The sequence below is a fragment of the Acetobacterium sp. K1/6 genome (assembly GCF_034438075.1).
Classification (GTDB): domain Bacteria; phylum Bacillota; class Clostridia; order Eubacteriales; family Eubacteriaceae; genus Acetobacterium; species Acetobacterium carbinolicum.
In genome coordinates this window covers 50,197-67,075 of the sequence record NZ_JAXQGA010000006.1, presented here as the reverse complement: position 1 = coordinate 67,075, position 16,879 = coordinate 50,197, and the positions used below count along the sequence as shown (strand labels likewise).

Here is a 16,879-nt window from a genome sequence, read left to right as displayed (position 1 = left end):
ACTCAGTAGCGATTATTTTTACAACCGGTTAACCCGTATCGCTACGGGGTTATCGCTCTATTTATTTCAGTTATTATCGAAACAGTTCGATGGCCTGGGGTTTTTGAATTTTGACAATTTGAGCCTTGCCGATTTTTTCCAGGGCACAAATGTAAAGCGAGTCATTCTCAAACTTTTTGTCCGTAAACAAGATTTCCTGAACCTTGTCCAGAGGCATTTTGGGAAGCTCAGTGGGCAACCCGTAATTCTCCAGGATTTCGATAATATTCGTGTAGGTGTCCTTCTGACTGATCCCTTCTGCTACCGTTTTCTTCGTGATCTGTGCCATCCCAATGGCAACCGCTTCACCGTGGGAATATTTTTTAAATTTAAAATAAGATTCCACTACATGGCCGATGGTATGGCCAAAATTTAGAATCCGCCGCAGTCCCTGTTCATGCTCATCAGTCTGAACCACATCCCGTTTAATCTGACAGCATTTGGCAATGATCTCTTCCATATCTTCAACCAAATCCTCATAATAGGCATACCCCATCAGTTTGACAAAAAGCGGGGCACTACTGATACAACCGTACTTGATGACCTCGGCCATACCATCAATCATATAATGATCTTCAAGGGTTTCTAAAAATAAGGGGTCAATGATAACGGCTTTAGGCTGATGAAAAGCACCGACCAGATTTTTGCCATAATCTAGATCAATCCCGACTTTTCCGCCGACACTGCTGTCAACCTGTGCCAACAATGATGTCGGTACCTGGATCAAATCAATGCCGCGGAGATAGGTTGCCGCGCAAAAACCGCCCAAATCCCCAACGACGCCACCGCCCAGGGTTAAAATAGCATCACTGCGGGTGATATTACATTTAACCAGTTCGTCATATATTTCGGCGGTTTGCGACAGGCACTTGCTTGCCTCGCCTGGAGGAATGACAATGCTGTAAACCTTGGGACCAGCCTGACGAACCTGACGTTCCACATCGCTTAAATACTCTTTTGCTACATTTTTATCGGTGATAATCACCACCTTGTGATACTGGGAAAAGAGCGCCTTCATTTGGGCCAGCCGCCCTTTAATGCCTTTTTCGATGATAATGGGGTACTGGTGCATATTCTCTGTTTTGCAAATTAATTCCTTCATTTTCTCGGCTCCTTTAAAATCTTAACCTCTATTATATCATAGTTTTTTCAATTTAAAACCATAAAGCATTGTCCTGGGATTTTTAAATGGTTTAGTTGTGTTAACACCTGTCTCCATTGTAAAGACAGATTTGTTTACAAAAGAACCGTCTTATATAAGACGGTTAAACTATAAACATCGTACCAACGCAGTACCGACAATTATTAATCTGATTGTACGCATCGGGGCGAACACGGCATAGCCTGTTCGATCCCGCGGCGAACAATAGATTAAAATTGATCGGTACGGCAATTTATTCAACGGTCTTATATAAGACGGTCTTTTCTTTTTATCGGTCTTCCTTGAAATAGTTTTTACCCAGCCAGGCTGGTTCTTTTTTGTTGCTGCTCTTTCGCATCGAGGTAAAGATCAAAACAAATACTGTTGCCAAATAAGGCAGGGCCGTGAAGAAGTAAATTGAAACTGGCAGGGTATATTGCTGGAGCCAAAAACTGGCAATATCCAAAGCGCCAAAGAAATAGGCCCCCAATAAAGCTTTGCCGGGATTCCACATCGCAAAGATAACCAGTGCTACCGCAATCCACCCTCGTCCGCTGACGACATTAACCGGATAAATACTGATGTAAACCAGGGATAAAAAGGCTCCACCCAGGCCACACAGTGCTCCACAAAGGGCAATATTAAAATATTTATACTTATCCACGGGAATTCCGCTGGCGTCAGCCGCGACCGGATTTTCACCAACCATCCGGGTATTTAAGCCCCACTTGGTTTTATAAAGGTAAACATAAATGGCAATCACCAGTAGATAAGAAAAATAAACATAAACACTTTGGTTAAAAAAGATCTGACCAACGTATGGAATATCCCCAAAAATCGGCAGCTTGATCGGCGCAAAAAATGTGGTAATCGCTTCCGGCACTTTTTTCCCGACAAAGTTCTTGCCAAAGAAGGCGGCAAAGCCAACCCCAAAAATACTAAGCGTCAGCCCGGTAACTACCTGATTAGCCTTTAAGCTAATCGTCAGAAAGCCATAAATCAGAGCCCCGCAGGCCCCGGCAATGGCTGCGCAGAGCACCGCGATGTAGGGATTGCCAAAGGTAAACCCGGCAATAAAACCAACCACCGCCCCCATTTGCATCATCCCTTCCACCCCAAGATTAAGGTGGCCGACTTTTTCTGAAATAATTTCTCCCAGAGTCGCATAAAGCAAACAGGTTCCGGCCTTAACCGCAGCCGTTAAGAAAAAAACAAATTCCATTATGCCACCTCACGTTTATTTTTATCGGAAACAAAGCGGTACTGCAAGATAAACTCGCTGCCCAAAATAAAAAACAGAATGATCGCCTGAATCATTTCTGCCACCGAACCGGGAATCTGGAAGGCGGTTTGAATATACGAGGCACCCTGCAACAATACCGCAAAGGCAAAGGAATTAACGACTACAAAGGGCACCTTGAGTCCTGAAAGCCAGGCTACGATAATGGCTGTGAAACCCAAACCGCCAGTGATTTGAGTTGATAACGCCCCGCTGACACCCGTGGTTTGCATCATCCCGACCACACCGCATAAACCGCCGCTAACAAGAGCGGCGATCATAATGGTTTTAGTGACATTAATACCGATGTATCGGGCGGTATTTTCACTTTCGCCCAAAACAGCAATTTCAAATCCGATTTTTGATCGGTTCATAAAATAATACATCGCCAGAACAATAATAACTGCCATCAAGATACTTAAATTAAAACCACTGACACCGGGTAGTAAAGCATTGGGAGGAAGATTAGCTATTTTAGGCATCCCACTGGCTGCCGGATCCTTCCAGAAATCGTATTGCAATGCAGTTACCAGTGTTAACGCGATATAGTTTAACATCAGCGTAAACAGCGTTTCATTGGTTCCAAAACGGGCTTTTAAAAAAGCTGGAACCATCAGCCAAACGGCGCCAAATAAAAAAGAAACGACACTCATCAACATCAGCATAATTGGTAGCGGCAGATCCGGCAGTAGCCGGACTACCAATGTGGTTCCGACTGCCCCCATCAGAAACTGACCTTCAGCACCGATATTCCAAAAGCGCATTTTAAAGGCAACCATTACCCCCAAAGAGAGCACCAGCAGCGGTACCATTTTCTCGATCGTGGCAGCAAAACGATACACCGAGCCAAAACAGCCCTGAATAATCCCAAGATATAACTCAAAGGGATTGGCTCCGGCAACCAGAACAAGGATTGAGGCCAAGGCCAACGCTGCTAATACAGCCGACAGCCGAACAACTATTTTTTCCCGGGTTTTGGGAAGATCTTTCTTTACGATATGGAGCATGCTTGTTCTCCTTCACTAATAACCCCGGACATCATTAATCCAATGGCTTCTTTGGTGGTTTTTCGCGGATCCACAATCCCTGTTACCCGACCTTCACAAATAACTAAAATGCGATCACAAAGACTCATCAGAACGTCCAAATCCTCGCCCACATAAATGATCGGTTTCATTTTAACTTTTTGCTCATTGAGCAGCTCATAAATAATTTGAGAAGAACCTACATCCAGACCTCTGGTGGCGTAAGCCGTCACCATCAGTTTCGGTTCCAGTTCAATTTCCCGACCCAACAAGACCTTTTGAATATTCCCGCCAGAGAGCAAACTGACGGCATGATTTTCAATCGCGGGGGTGGACACGTTAAGGCGTTCAACCAGGGCTTCGGCCTTGTCCCGGGAAACAACCCGAGAAATTCCCAGCCCTTTTTTGTTGCGGTAATCTTTTAATAAAACATTATCAATAATATCCATCGAAGAAACCAGACCCATTCCTAAACGGTCCTCAGGAACGAAGCTCAGACTAATTCCCATCTGACTGATTTTTTCGGGATTCTTGCCGACGATGTTTTCGCCTTCAAAAATAATCTCACCGGATTTGATATGATAAAGACCAGCGATACTCTCACATAGTTCTTTCTGGCCGCTACCGGCAATGCCGGCGACGCCGAGAATTTCCCCAGCATAGAGGTCAAAACTGACGTGATCAAGAATATTGACCTTATTTCGATCGATGGCGGTGATATCTTTCACTTCTAGCGCCTTTTCTCCCCGTTTTACCGCAACATAGGGAACATTAAGCTCCATCATATCGCCAACCATCATCCCGGCCAGTTCCTGCGGCGTGGTTTCTGCTTTATTAACTGTTTGAATGGTCGTGCCCTTACGCATAATGGTAATCCGATCGCTGATTTCCATAACCTCTTCTAGTTTATGAGTAATAATAATCACTGAACAGCCTGTTGCCACCATCTTCTTAACAATTTCAAAGAGATTCTTAATTTCCTGGGGAGTTAGTACTGCCGTGGGTTCATCCAATATTAGAATATCAGCCCCCCGATACAGGACTTTGAAGATTTCCAGACTCTGCTTTTCGGCAACCGACATTTCATAGACCTTTTTATTGGGATTAATGTCCATTCCCAATTGGGCAATCAATTTCCCCATCTCATCTAAAATCTTTTTCTTATTTAAAAAAGGGGTTGTTTTACGACTGCCGGCGGCCACATTTTCCATTGCTGAAAAAGCATCGACCAACTTGTAGTGCTGAGGCAACATCCCAATTCCCAAGTCCAGGGCAATCTTGGGGGAACTGATACTAACACGTTGGCCCTTCACTTCGATCTGCCCTTCATCCGGCATATAAATGCCATTTAGAACATTCATCAGTGAACTTTTGCCCGCTCCGTTCTCTCCTAAGATGGCATGCACTTCTCCCTTTTTTAATGAAAATTCCACATGATCCAGGGCTTTGACCTTACCAAAAACCTTTGTGATGTTTTCCATTTTAACCACATAATCATTATTCATGCTTTCACCTTTACTAAAAATAGCGGACAGAGTCAGAAGACTCTGTCCGTTAACCCATTTGTATTATTTTAAACTACCAACAACATTATCAACAAACCAGTCCATGCTTAACTGCGCTTCATCTGTCAGAGTAGTTCCAACCGGTACTTTTACAGTGCCGCTCTGATCTTTTAATTCGCCCGCAAAAATTACCAGCTCACCTGATTTAATGGCGGCTTCAGCGGTGTCAATCTGACCTTGAGCCGTTCCTGGCGCCAAGGTTGTCAGTTCATCCAGTAGGACGATCCCATCAGTCATACCACCCCAGTATTGCTGCGATTTCCAGGTTCCGTCAATGACTGATGAAACCGAATCGGTATAATAACCGCTAAAATCCCAAAGTGGAGCCGTCATATAGACTTCTGGCATACTTTGTGCCGCACTTAAATCATAACCAATCGATAATTTACCCGCTTCTTTAGCCGCTTCCATAGTTGCTGTTGAATCCTGATGCTGAGCGGTTACATCACAACCTTGTTGGATCAGCGCTTCGGCGGCTGCTTTTTCAACAGTTGGATCATACCAGGTGTTGGTCCAGGAAACATTAACAGTGGCTGCCGGATTTACCGATTTTACACCCAATGCAAAGGCATTGATACCACGAATTACTTCGGGAATTGGCATCGCTGCTACATAAGCAATTTTATTCGTCTTAGTTGTTAAGCCGGCGACAATTCCGGAAAGGTAACGTGGTTCTTCAATTTTTCCAAAGTAAGTCCCCATATTATCAGACGTCATATAACCTGAACAGTGTTCAAATTTAACATCAGGGAATTCTTCGGCTGCTTCAACCATTCCATCCATAAAACCATAGCTGGTTCCAAAAATAATGGTACATCCCTGATCAACCATATCTCTAATGGTTGAAATAACAGCGCTTTTTTCTTCTGGTACATTTTCTTTAACGATGGTTTCAACCTTACCGTCTAAGTTTTCTACCATTTTTGCCCGGCCATTGTCATGAGCTTGTGACCAACCGCCATCATCTGCTGGTCCAACATAGATAAAACCAACCTTTGTAACCTCAGCTTTACCTGATGTCGCTCCTGAACTGCATCCGGCTACACTTACAACCAATAAAACCAGTGTAAGCATCAATACTCCCAATCTTTTTTTCATTCTCTTCCTCCTATTTCTAATCTGGTTTAGAACCATCGGATAAACAGTCCTACCCACACTAGTATTTTAACTAAAAAACATCTAAAATGCAATCTAAAAAAGTTGAATAAATCGGTCGTCTAAGCCATGTTTCTATTGCAATGCGTTGGTTAATTCGGTATTATTATATGTAACCGTGGTGAATCGGATTCTTCACCCTGTTAAATGGTAGATTTCGTATTGAAAGGAGTGTCATTTTGAAAAAAGAGAAAAAAGCTAAGAAGTTGGACGTCAAAGAAACAAAAGATTCGAAAAAAGAGACGAAAAAGAAAAGTGCCGCGGAAGAAAAAAAAGAAGGTTCGGTTCAAAAAAAAGAAAAATCAACGGTTCAAAAACCTGAACAATCCGATTCTTCCGTAGATCTTGATGCGCTCAAGAAACTGATGATTGATTCTGCTGCTCTTTATCAGGATATTCTTGTTTTACCGCAAACCTTTACAGTCAATGATGGTTCCTATTCTCTCTATCCTTCTGAACTGAAAGCCCTTGAAATGATCGGCCGATTTTCAGGCATCAATCTGACCCAATTGGCTAATAAATTGGGAATTTCAAAAAGCGCTATTTCAAAGTGCAGCTCCAAACTACTGGAAAAAGAACTCATAAGAAAAGAAAAATCAGCGGTCAACGTGCGTGAAGTGGTCTTCACCCTGACCCCCGATGGTCAAGCAATTTTTGATCAACTGGAAACTGTCCATGCCAAACTATTTGCGCCCCTTAATACGGCTTTGAATGGCATCTCACCCCAGGAAATCAAAGCTCTCCACCGCATTTTCTTAACCATTACTGCAAGCCTTGAGACGATTGTTAAACACCCCAATTGATACAAGCTACTTGTTTTAACAACTGATAAAACCGTACCGACAATTGTTACATCCTATTATTTGCATCAAGGCAAAAAAGAGATTAACAATTGATCGGCACGGTAATTGTGGTTCTGTTATCGAATCGCACGGTATTTAGGGCGCTAGCATTTCTTGTGGCTGATACGTTTTTTCTGTCCTCTGATTATCCTGGTTATTTTGCACCACGCCATAGCTTTCGAGCCTCAGGTGCATCTGTTTTTCAGACCCAGAGCCTTTCTTGATTTCATAGCTGATGACACGAATAACTGGAATTGATTGATTTAATCGATCCAGAAATGCCATAAATGTTTCATCATTACCGGTACAAACCACCGTAAATTCACAAGTCGCTAAAAACTTTCCATCCGGTCCTTGAATCGTTTTTTCTTCATTTTCAGTAAATTCCGGCGCAATTCTTGCGCCTAGAGGATCATCGATCTGAAGCTTGATCAGTCCAAACTCCAGCGAAGTGAGGCCTACCTCAGCAGTGTCTGCTGTTTTTGCAACCGCTTCGTAAAGACTGACCGTATCTAAACTTTCCGGCAGGCTATCGTTGGTTATCTTTAACGCTTCACTCATTTCACCCAGTTTTTTTAGATAGGTTTCCTCCGTCATTTGGTCCGGCAATTCCTGATAATAGCGTACTCTTTTTTCAAGTTCAGCCTTGCTTGCGCCGTAGGCCTGGTATTTAGGAATCACCAGTAAAGTAACGAAGATGACCAATAGGGCCATTACGACAATCCCTTCCTGAAGCTTTGTTTTACTATTTTTTTGGTGTGCTTCTGGGGCTTTCGGGGTTCTATCGCTTAATTGTTTTTCCATCTTTTGATTCATCACTTAAACCTCCGCCACTAGAAGACTTAATGTAAATTCCCACCCGGCTTCCCCGTCCGGCTTAATTGTGGATACCGCCTCTTTCGTGTTGGTATTAACCATGTTAATTTCTAAAAAGATTTCCAGACCCGTAAGTTTTTCTTTGAATTCCAGGATTTCTTCTTTCTTTTTTGCTTCACCTGAGACAGACAGTTGGCCATCCCGAAATTCATAATTGGAGAGTTTTATCCCAGCCGGTAGGACCCTGTGAATTTCCTCCACCGTTTGCAGCGGTAGTCCTTTTCCCTTGTTGATGGCTTCCAAAACGAGACTGCGATGTTTTAACAGCTCTTTTTGCTGGGAAAGATTGGCATAAATCACCTGATAATCAGATTTATTTTCAATCAGTGTCTCTACCTTTTTAATCTCTTTCTGATAATGGAGATCCAAACAAGTCAACGCTCCGTAAATAATAAATACTGCTATAAATAATCCGATAAAAATCATCTGCACTTTTGTTAGCGTATGCTTCTTTTGTTTTTTCCTTTCTGAAACAACTGGTAATAAGTTCATCTCTAACTTCATAACAAACCACCACGCAACTGCGCCTGTTTGATTAATCCACACACGCAGGGCGTCATTAAGCAGCGTTGGGCTTTGGTCATTTTCCCGGGAAGAATCAGTTCCTCTTTCTCATCCAAAAGCTCATCGACAGGCCGGATTTTTTTATCTAGCCATTTTGACAGCGTCTCCAGTACGCCGCGATGAAGACTCTCTCCTCCCATCAGATAAATATTTTCATTTATATCGTTCATACCGGTTTTTTCATACCCTAATGGAAATTCAAAAATTTGCTCCGTTACCTTAATAATTTCCCGCAAATAGGTTTTTCCATCCCATCCCGTTTCCAACTCCAACCGATGGTTTTCAACCAATGCGGCGCGGTAATAATAAAAGAAACGGGTCTCACTTTTTCCCATATCAATAATAAGTGTTGGCTGATCCCCGTTGGGATCAATCAGACTGTCAAAGGTATAAAACTGTGGAACAATCGACGCTAAACGACAGCCGGTTTTACCAAATAGTTTTGTATACCGACTCAAAAGATCTTTTTTTACCGCAACCCCCAGCACATCCAAGTTTGTCTCATCAATACCAAGATGTTCAAACCACCGGGTCCGCTCCCGCGCTTGAAAATCGATTCGCCAAAATTCCAGATTTTCTGATGTAAGCAGTTGCAATTGCCAATAGATTGCTTCTTCCACCTCGTTGATTGTCATCATCGGAAAGGTAAATGAAGCCACTAGCATCTCTTTATGGTTTATGACCAACATCACGTCATCATGACGGCGTGCGCCTTTTAAAAGATGACGCAAAAACCCCCTAACCATCGACTGTTCTTCTGAATTGCCGATATTTCTAATCTGTTCTGGTGTTTTTTCAATGCGAAACCCTTCAATCTGGACCCAACCAGACGCACCAATCTCACCAACGACTATTTTTGTTAACGCTTCACCCAGATCAATCGCCCAGAACTTTTTTCTCTTTTTCACACCGCCCCCACCATTTTCCAGTTAAATCTCACAATCTGACCTGACGGCACCGCATCCGTTACCAGCTCAATTTCACCACTGAAATTCATATGATACGCCTTATATTCACTACTTATTTCCACATACCGCAATTTTTCTGCTGTTTTAAAAACCTGGATTTCATAATAACCGCCATTCTCATCCGCACTCTTCCCGCCAGTACCCGAATAATTGACATCCTCCTCCAGCTCGGCCTGAAGAATCGCCATGGCATTTTTTGCCGTCATGATACATAACTGATAATCCTGATTCAAGCGATTGGCTTCCAGTTCCGCCATTCCCCGGGTTAAAGCATAACCCGCACCCGCTGTTAATAATGCCATCACGACCAAAACCAGGGGCAGCACAAATCCATCTTCGCTTAGCTTATTCATACAAACTCCACCATTCTTCCATGGGAAATCGTCGTTTCGCGATCGTAAATTGATCCATCAACCACTAAACTGTATTTTATAACAATTTCCTGATTCGCGCCAAGGGTCATCGTAAAAGACGAAATACCATCTAGAAATTGACTATTACCCCCAGAACCGATCGAAGTTAAGCCATTTTTATAAACCTTATAGCGTCTCAAAAACCCGCTACTGTAACGATAATAGTTGTAATAACTTTCCGGGCTTTCCAGATCCTGAAGATAGACGCGGTTGTTTTTAAAAACTATTTTTTCTGATCTTAAAATCTGTTTTTGAAAATACAACTCAATGTATCGCTGTGTATAAAATAATTTTTGATTGGTTTCGGCTTTTTTATTAATCGTATTTGCATAAATCAAGCCCGATAGTAGCAACCCCAGTAACAAAGACATCACCATTAAAGACGTTAACAGCTCAATCAGAGAGAAGCCAGAGGGACCCATTTCTTTTCTAAATAACTGGCGTCTCATCTTGCCTCCAGAACACTTTAATGTAGAATACCTTATCCCGACTGTTTTTACTCGTATGTGCGATTTCAAGCGTATATAAATTAGGTTGATGATCCGGCACGACATTTTTTAACTCATAATTCGGGTACCTGCTCATTAAAATAGAATTAACCCGATCATTCAGACTTGTTGTCGAAGACTCTTTTAAATTGATATTAATTTCGTCGACAATGCTATTTATTTCCACCGATCGTGAAAAAATCGCCTTTGATACCATCTCTGTTTTTATCGCCATCCCATACAGACCCAAAATCATCACCAGGGCCGCCCCACAAACAGCAATGGCGATAATCGCTTCCATTATTGTATAACCTTTAGACGCCTTTATAATTGGTCCGATTTTGAACCTACGATTCATCTAAATAAATCCTCCCGTTGCCAACCTGCACCACAATTCTTTTGACATCACCGCTTAAACTTGTCAAATTTATTGTTCCTCCCTGGGACACGGTTCCATGTCCATACAAATTTAAGGCTGTGGCACCCGTATAGGAGCCTGTGAACCGCAGCGTTTTTACTGCAATCTGCTCTGTCTGACTGACCCCGTTTTTTGTCCAGACGACCCGCATCCCATCATCTAAAAACCGAACTTGGCGCCGATAGCCATCCATGATGGCTTCATTTTGATACTGGAGCAAGGCATACAGGATTTTTTCACACTCGGCATCGTAGGCGCTATTGCTAAACGCATCACGACTGTTAAATCCTGTGCCAAGCAGAGTAACCGTGAGTAGAGCCAAAATTGAGAGTGACACCAGTAATTCCAGCAAGGTATAACCCTCTTTTTTCCGTAGACATGGACGATTTGCACGTTTCATTTTTTTGCACTCGTTTTCATTAAAGTGGCGCTATACACCGGGGCTGGCAGTCAAACTGATTTCTTTTAAAGCGCTATCATAGGTGAAAACGACACCCTTCGTGACCGCCTTTACTTCCGAATTTTTTAAATAGCCAACACGATTAAGCTCCGTCACCAGTTCATTAAAGGTATCTACCCCTGCTGGAATATCCCCAATTTCCGCCTGATAAAGCAAAACGGCACTTTCAATAATCCGAATATTGGCCTCATCCGTTTTTTTCTGAGAGTTTTCGAGAACGCCGGTAAATTGTGGAATCGCCATCGCTGCCAGGGCACCTAAAACAGCAATCACAACAATTATTTCCATCAACGTAAAGCCGCTAAAACGATTTTGTCGGATGATCCTGTGCATTCTGACGGGTTTGCATTTATTTCCCACTTTCAATCCCCTATCTCTTTTTATTTGATATTACCACGCTGGGATATTAAAAAAAAGAGTAAATATTTTGCCTCATCTAAAATCTAATCAACAGCATCGTCAGCCGATTATAAATCCCAGGCTTCTTTTAAGATGCCAATCCCGTTATAAATCTGTTTGTCGGTTAACGAACCATACCCCAGCAAAACCATGCTTTTATAATTTTCCGCACCATGGATAAAATAGGGTGAAACCGGATAGACTCGCACGCCCTGAGCCAAGGCCCGGGTATACATAGCTTCTTCGGTGAGACCATTGTCAAGCTGTACAAGCAGATGATGCCCGGCGTTTTCACCGGTTATTTTGACCCGATCACCCCATTGCTTTAATGCATTCATCAGAACGATCCTTTTACCCTTATAGACTTTTCGCATTTTATTGACATGCTTTTCAAAAACACCGTCAGAAATAAAAGCACCAATCATTTTTTGCTCCAAACTGGAAACTGGCGAGCTAATGGCATCCGCTATTTCAAGATAGGCCTTCAACAAGGCTTCTGGCAATACCATATAGCTAATTCGAAATGATGGTGCAATCGATTTAGAAAAGGTTCCAATGTAAATCACCTTACCATTATTATCAATACTCTGAAGTGAGGGCAGCGGCTTTTCATTGTAGCGAAATTCACTGTCATAATCATCTTCAATAATATAATTCCCCTGATCCTGATTGGCAAAATTAAGTAAGCGGATGCGTCGATCAATGGGCATACTCATCCCCAACGGAAACTGGTGGGAGGGGGTCACATAAACGGCCACATCCGAAAATTTCTTCATCGGTTCGATTTGAATCCCCTTTTCATCAATATCGATGGAAATCACCGGGTTCCCCATTTTTTCAAAAATATGATAAGCTTTAAGATAAACCGGATTCTCCAACACCACCGATTTGTTCTTTCCCCAGAGCAGACCTAAGATTTGCAGCAGATGGCTGGTTCCGGAACCGATAATGATCTGATCTTCGTTGCAGCGTACTCCCCGGGAGCGATACAGTAACTCTACCAGGGCTTTTCTAAGCTCCAACTCACCTTGAAGGTCTGGTTTATTTAAAAGGTAACTGTCATATTCATTAAAGGTAACCTTAAAAATCTTACGAAAGGCTTCATAAGGAAAAATACGTTGATCGATGGCATTGGGCGAAAAATCAATTTTGACGGACCTGGTTTCTGGTTTTTTTATCTTTTTTTCCGACACGTGATTATTTTGTTTCAGTAAATAGGTATCAATCTGGCAGACAAAATATCCTCTTTTGGGACTGGACTCAAGGTAACCTTCAGCCACCAGCTGCCCATAGGCTGCATCCACCGTATTCACACTCACTGACAAATGGCTGGCCAGGCTACGTTTTGAAGGCAGCTTCTCGCCAAATTTTAAATTACCATCGGTTATTTCCCGCTTGAGATATTCGTATATTTCGACATAAAGAAAGGCACCCTTATTCTTAAATGGTATTGTAATCATCATATCTCCTTACCTGAACCCATCATTTTTTGATTAACTGACGCTTTTTATAGGTTCAATTTTAACATATAATAAGCTCATTTCAAATAAGGAGTTTCAAATGATTACTAAACAAAAGCGGGTTGCCGCTATTCATGATATTTCCTGCGTCGGCCGATGTTCGCTAACCGTGGCGCTACCCATTATTTCTGCTGCCGGAATTGACACCAGCGTTCTGCCCACCGCCGTGCTGTCAACCCATACCGGTGGGTTTGAGAATTTCACCTACCGTGATTTAACTGAAGATATCCGTCCCATCGCTGATCACTGGCAATCCCTTAATCTGGAATTTGACGCGCTCTATAGCGGCTTTTTAGGCTCATTTGATCAGATCGATCTGATTGCCAATCTCTTTGATCGCTTTCAGTCTGAAAAAAACTTGATTCTGGTCGATCCGGTAATGGCCGACCATGGTGAACTTTATTCTATTTATACCCCCGAAATGGCCAAAGGCATGACCAAACTCTGTGCCAAGGCTGATATTATCGTACCCAACCTCACCGAAGCAGCCTTCCTGCTGGATGAACCTTATGTGGGAGAGGATTATGATCAAAATTATGTGGAGGCCTTACTGGTCCGACTGTCCCAGCTGGGTTCTAAAAAAGTAGTGGTTACCGGCATTTCTTTTGATCCGCACCAGTTGGGCGCCGCCACCTATGACACCGCGTCGGGGACCTTTGACTATGCTTTTAATGAACGGGTGACGGATTATTTCCATGGCACCGGCGATATCTTTGGAAGCACCCTACTTGCTGGCCTGCTAAACGATTTTAATCTAAAAGAATCCACCCAAATTGCGGTGGATTATACGAGAGAATGTATTCTAAAAACCGTGGAACTGGGGCAGGAAAAACGCTATGGGGTCTGTTTTGAACGGGCTATCCCCTATTTGATTAAGCGGTTGGGCTTATCCTAATCCGCCTCCTAGTCTTCTTCTATCGCTTCCTGTTCTGATGCGATCTTCTGGTCGATCAGCTCATAAGGATAACCCCGGCCTATCAGGCTCTTCTTAATTTTAAACTTAAGCTCTTTGCCTGCTGCCCCCTTTTTACGGTGGGCGCGGGCATATTTTTGATAGTCCCGGTCAAGCTTTTCGTTTAGTTGCTGATCTTTAATTGCCAGCTCATCTTCGGTTAATTCCTGGGGTTCTTCTTCTAAAACCAGAGTTCTAATAATTTCTAACACCATTTCCGTGGGGTAACCCATTCTTCCCAGTTTATCATATAGTTTCTTTTTCTTCTGTACCGAAGTTTGTCCCGTTAATGCGCGCAGCTGTTTTTTTGCCACCATTTCACCGCATCGATATTCCTCTTCGCTTGGAAGAAGATCTGCCAGGGTCAGCAGTAAGGTATCACTGATCCCTCTTTTTTTTAAGTCCTGAATCATCCGACGGGAGCCATAGTAATTTAAATGCCGATTATTCTCGACATAATTTTTTAAATAAACCTGGTCATCAATATAGCGGTATTCACTAAGCTTTTGCATCACCTCGGTAATAATTTGCTCATCAGTGTCCTTTTTTTTCAGATACTTAACCATTTCACTACTGGTTCGTGACTTAAAAGACAAATATTTTACCGCCATATCCATCGCTTTTTCCCGCGTTATTTCCGCCATCTGATACCTCCTTTTAAAAAAACACCGGCCAAAAGCCGGTGATCGATTTTTTATTTTGTACGTCCTTTTAAGGCCGATAACATGGCCGCAAAATCCTTGGTTTCGGACAAGGGCACCATCACTTCCACACATTCAAGCTCGCTTTGGTTTTTGTTGTTAACACTTTGATACGCTGCAATGACAGCCTGTGCTTTATCTAATGATGTTACGGTCCCTATTTTTTGCCCATCCATGAAAATATCTGCTCCACTCACATAAAGAGGAATATTCTTACTGTTTAGTACCTGGATGCAGGTATCAAAATCCATCGGATTTTCAATCCTGCTCGGGATCAGTTCAAATCCATCGCCCAAGTGGATATTATCGTAATTATAACATTCCATCACGTTCTTTTCAATCCGATCAACCGCCGATTGAAAGACTCCAGAGGTCTGCACATAACCAAGACTTTCGCCACGGTAAAAAACCTCATAACCCTGGGTCTGAGCACTGACGACCCCCACAGTTGCCATAATAAACAAAATCATAAAAGTGACAATACTACGCGTCTGTCTTTTTCTCTTTCGTTGGATTCGTCGTTTTTCTCTTTCACTCTTTATAGTTTCATCCATACATTTACCTCTTGTTGTTATTTGTTACTTTTTCGTTACATAATGATACCATATTTATACAAGTTCCGCAAGATCTTTTAAAAAAAAGACACCTTTTTAGGTGTCTATAATACATAGAGAATATTTATAATGCAGTACCGCCAGACTTATATGTAGTCGCCGGAACTGACATTGAAATAATGACTGATCGGCTGGGCCTCATTATTTTCCCGCACTTCAAAATGCACATGATTGGCTGTAGAAGACCCTGTTGATCCCATACCGCCAATGCGCTGACCTTGGGCTACGGTTTCACCTTCTGATACATCCACCGAACTAAAGTGTCCGTACAGCGTTGAATAGCCATTGCCATGGTCAATGATGACACATTTTCCATAGCCGCCATACCAACTCGATAAGGTAACCGTTCCTGATGCTGCTGCATAAATAGCTGTTCCTTCACTGTTTAGGATATCAATTGCGGCCGCCCGATAATGGTTACTGTAATAACCACCATCATAATTTCTGAGGATTTCACCAACGCGACCGCTAGCGGGAAGAATAAACTGTACCTGAGGCGTTTCCGGTTCTTCAGCCGGGCTTTCCACTGGTGGTCCTTCTGCCGGGGCTTCTACTGGCGGTACTTCAGTCACCGGTTCTACTGGTGTTTCTGGAACTTGGGGTTCAACCACCGGATTGTCAACCACCACTTCTGCCGGTAGTTCTGGAACTTTTGGTTCAACCGACGGAATTTCTACCACCTTGTTTTCCTCAACTGGTACTGCCGCCGGATTTTGTTCTGTCTGAATACCCTCAACGACGGTTTCAATTTGAGGGGTCTCCACTTCTGGTAGCTCTACCGCGGGTTCTTCTTCAACAACTGGTGTTTCCGAACGATCCGACTCCGCTGCCGTTTGGATTTCCGGGGTATTAGCCGTACTCATAACGGGTTCAACTACCGGTTCTTCTTCAACTAATACCTCTGTACTAACGGTTTCTAGCTGTTTTGTTTCATCTGAATGTGTCTCCGGGGGGGCAACCTCAACGGTTGGTGCCACGCTTTCAGCCCGGGCAACTTGAACCGTCTTCTCCTGAGCTCGTATTGATTTAATAACCTGAGCAACTTCTTCAGTTGTTAAAAAATCGGTGGAGCGAGCCATCCGTATTTCGTAATCGCTGCCTTCTCGGTTTCTTCTGCCGCTTTTGCTATCGTTCGTATCGCTAACAGCCAATTGCAGGACATCCAAACTGTCAACACAGCCGATACTTGTACCTTTGTAAATTACCTCATAGGCACGGGTTTGAGCATCAACTACTCCGGCTCCAACCAATACTAAAAAAGTACAAACAACAACTGCAGAACCCCGCAGTTTAAATCGTCTTTTTGTGTCACTGTTTAATGTTTGGCAATGATTGACATGCTCAATCTCTATGAATTCATCCTGTTCAACTTCTTGGGTTGACCAATTGAATCGGTATTTTTTTAATCTTTCGCGAACTTTTTCAAAGATATTCTGAGTTTTATCCATACCGCTCCTCCA

19 protein-coding genes are annotated in these 16,879 nt (G+C 42.8%); 2 read left to right on the top strand and 17 right to left on the bottom strand.

The features are described 5' to 3' along the window. Positions 1 to 73: 73 nt before the first annotated feature. The 5 genes from aroB to U2P91_RS06955 all read right to left on the bottom strand — a co-directional run bounded on the left by aroB (position 74) and on the right by U2P91_RS06955 (position 6,147). On the bottom strand, positions 74 to 1,141 hold the full coding sequence (aroB, locus tag U2P91_RS06975; RefSeq protein ID WP_111887751.1) for a 3-dehydroquinate synthase: 1,068 nt from the start codon (positions 1,139 to 1,141) through the stop codon (positions 74 to 76). Between the two features lie 328 nt (positions 1,142 to 1,469). After that, positions 1,470 to 2,402, bottom strand: a complete 933-nt coding sequence (locus U2P91_RS06970) for an ABC transporter permease (RefSeq protein WP_111887752.1) — start codon at positions 2,400 to 2,402, stop codon at positions 1,470 to 1,472. Continuing rightward, positions 2,402 to 3,466, bottom strand: coding sequence for an ABC transporter permease (locus U2P91_RS06965; RefSeq protein WP_322519301.1), 1,065 nt, complete (start codon positions 3,464 to 3,466; stop codon positions 2,402 to 2,404). The genes U2P91_RS06970 and U2P91_RS06965 overlap by 1 nt, the downstream gene beginning before the upstream one ends. Next, a complete protein-coding gene (locus tag U2P91_RS06960) occupies positions 3,451 to 4,989 on the bottom strand; it encodes an ABC transporter ATP-binding protein (RefSeq protein ID WP_111887754.1) in 1,539 nt (512 codons plus the stop codon). Before U2P91_RS06960 ends, U2P91_RS06965 begins: the two co-directional genes overlap by 16 nt. A 63-nt stretch (positions 4,990 to 5,052) precedes the next feature. Further along, positions 5,053 to 6,147, bottom strand: a complete 1,095-nt coding sequence (locus U2P91_RS06955) for a BMP family ABC transporter substrate-binding protein (RefSeq protein WP_111887755.1) — start codon at positions 6,145 to 6,147, stop codon at positions 5,053 to 5,055. Positions 6,148 to 6,383: 236 nt separating this feature from the next. Between U2P91_RS06955 and U2P91_RS06950 the strand changes: the two genes are divergently transcribed. Beyond that, on the top strand, positions 6,384 to 7,007 hold the full coding sequence (locus U2P91_RS06950) for a MarR family winged helix-turn-helix transcriptional regulator (protein ID WP_162624466.1): 624 nt from the start codon (positions 6,384 to 6,386) through the stop codon (positions 7,005 to 7,007). A gap of 135 nt (positions 7,008 to 7,142) precedes the next feature. Here U2P91_RS06950 and U2P91_RS06945 read toward each other — a convergent pair whose 3' ends face one another. The 9 genes from U2P91_RS06945 to U2P91_RS06905 form a co-directional block, all read right to left on the bottom strand. Then, positions 7,143 to 7,862, bottom strand: coding sequence for a hypothetical protein (locus U2P91_RS06945; protein ID WP_111887757.1), 720 nt, complete (start codon positions 7,860 to 7,862; stop codon positions 7,143 to 7,145). A 3-nt stretch (positions 7,863 to 7,865) separates the two neighbouring features. Next, positions 7,866 to 8,426, bottom strand: coding sequence for a PilN domain-containing protein (locus U2P91_RS06940; RefSeq protein ID WP_111887758.1), 561 nt, complete (start codon positions 8,424 to 8,426; stop codon positions 7,866 to 7,868). Beyond that, entirely contained in the window at positions 8,423 to 9,394 is a 972-nt protein-coding gene (pilM, locus tag U2P91_RS06935) for a hypothetical protein (RefSeq protein ID WP_322519300.1), read from the bottom strand. The genes U2P91_RS06940 and pilM overlap by 4 nt, the downstream gene beginning before the upstream one ends. Then, positions 9,391 to 9,807, bottom strand: coding sequence for a hypothetical protein (locus U2P91_RS06930; protein ID WP_322519299.1), 417 nt, complete (start codon positions 9,805 to 9,807; stop codon positions 9,391 to 9,393). Before U2P91_RS06930 ends, pilM begins: the two co-directional genes overlap by 4 nt. Next, positions 9,804 to 10,316 carry a prepilin-type N-terminal cleavage/methylation domain-containing protein gene (locus U2P91_RS06925; protein ID WP_322519298.1) on the bottom strand — a complete coding sequence of 171 codons (513 nt, stop codon included), beginning with the start codon at positions 10,314 to 10,316 and terminating at the stop codon, positions 9,804 to 9,806. The genes U2P91_RS06930 and U2P91_RS06925 overlap by 4 nt, the downstream gene beginning before the upstream one ends. Continuing rightward, the gene (locus U2P91_RS06920; protein WP_322519297.1) at positions 10,297 to 10,713 is read right to left on the bottom strand and encodes a hypothetical protein; all 417 of its coding nucleotides are present in this window, start codon (positions 10,711 to 10,713) and stop codon (positions 10,297 to 10,299) included. The genes U2P91_RS06925 and U2P91_RS06920 overlap by 20 nt, the downstream gene beginning before the upstream one ends. Beyond that, positions 10,703 to 11,173 (bottom strand): prepilin-type N-terminal cleavage/methylation domain-containing protein, encoded by a 471-nt coding sequence (locus U2P91_RS06915; protein WP_322519296.1) that lies wholly within the window; start codon positions 11,171 to 11,173, stop codon positions 10,703 to 10,705. Before U2P91_RS06915 ends, U2P91_RS06920 begins: the two co-directional genes overlap by 11 nt. 30 nt (positions 11,174 to 11,203) lie before the next feature. Then, entirely contained in the window at positions 11,204 to 11,593 is a 390-nt protein-coding gene (locus tag U2P91_RS06910) for a competence type IV pilus major pilin ComGC (protein ID WP_322519295.1), read from the bottom strand. A 107-nt stretch (positions 11,594 to 11,700) separates the two neighbouring features. After that, the gene (locus U2P91_RS06905) at positions 11,701 to 13,092 is read right to left on the bottom strand and encodes a PLP-dependent aminotransferase family protein (RefSeq protein ID WP_322519294.1); all 1,392 of its coding nucleotides are present in this window, start codon (positions 13,090 to 13,092) and stop codon (positions 11,701 to 11,703) included. A gap of 103 nt (positions 13,093 to 13,195) precedes the next feature. On the opposite strand from U2P91_RS06905, the gene U2P91_RS06900 reads away from it, so the two are divergent. Next, positions 13,196 to 14,047: a pyridoxamine kinase gene (locus U2P91_RS06900; RefSeq protein ID WP_111889707.1), complete on the top strand. Its 852-nt coding sequence runs from the start codon at positions 13,196 to 13,198 to the stop codon at positions 14,045 to 14,047. An 8-nt stretch (positions 14,048 to 14,055) separates the two neighbouring features. On the opposite strand, the gene U2P91_RS06895 is transcribed toward U2P91_RS06900, so the two are convergent. The 3 genes from U2P91_RS06895 to U2P91_RS06885 all read right to left on the bottom strand — a co-directional run bounded on the left by U2P91_RS06895 (position 14,056) and on the right by U2P91_RS06885 (position 16,867). Continuing rightward, complete coding sequence (locus U2P91_RS06895) at positions 14,056 to 14,748, bottom strand: RecX family transcriptional regulator (RefSeq protein ID WP_162624470.1); 693 nt, start codon at positions 14,746 to 14,748, stop codon at positions 14,056 to 14,058. A 50-nt stretch (positions 14,749 to 14,798) separates the two neighbouring features. Beyond that, positions 14,799 to 15,359: a hypothetical protein gene (locus U2P91_RS06890; RefSeq protein WP_111887765.1), complete on the bottom strand. Its 561-nt coding sequence runs from the start codon at positions 15,357 to 15,359 to the stop codon at positions 14,799 to 14,801. Between the two features lie 146 nt (positions 15,360 to 15,505). After that, positions 15,506 to 16,867, bottom strand: coding sequence for a M23 family metallopeptidase (locus U2P91_RS06885; protein WP_242988634.1), 1,362 nt, complete (start codon positions 16,865 to 16,867; stop codon positions 15,506 to 15,508). Between the last annotated feature and the right edge of the window lie 12 nt (positions 16,868 to 16,879).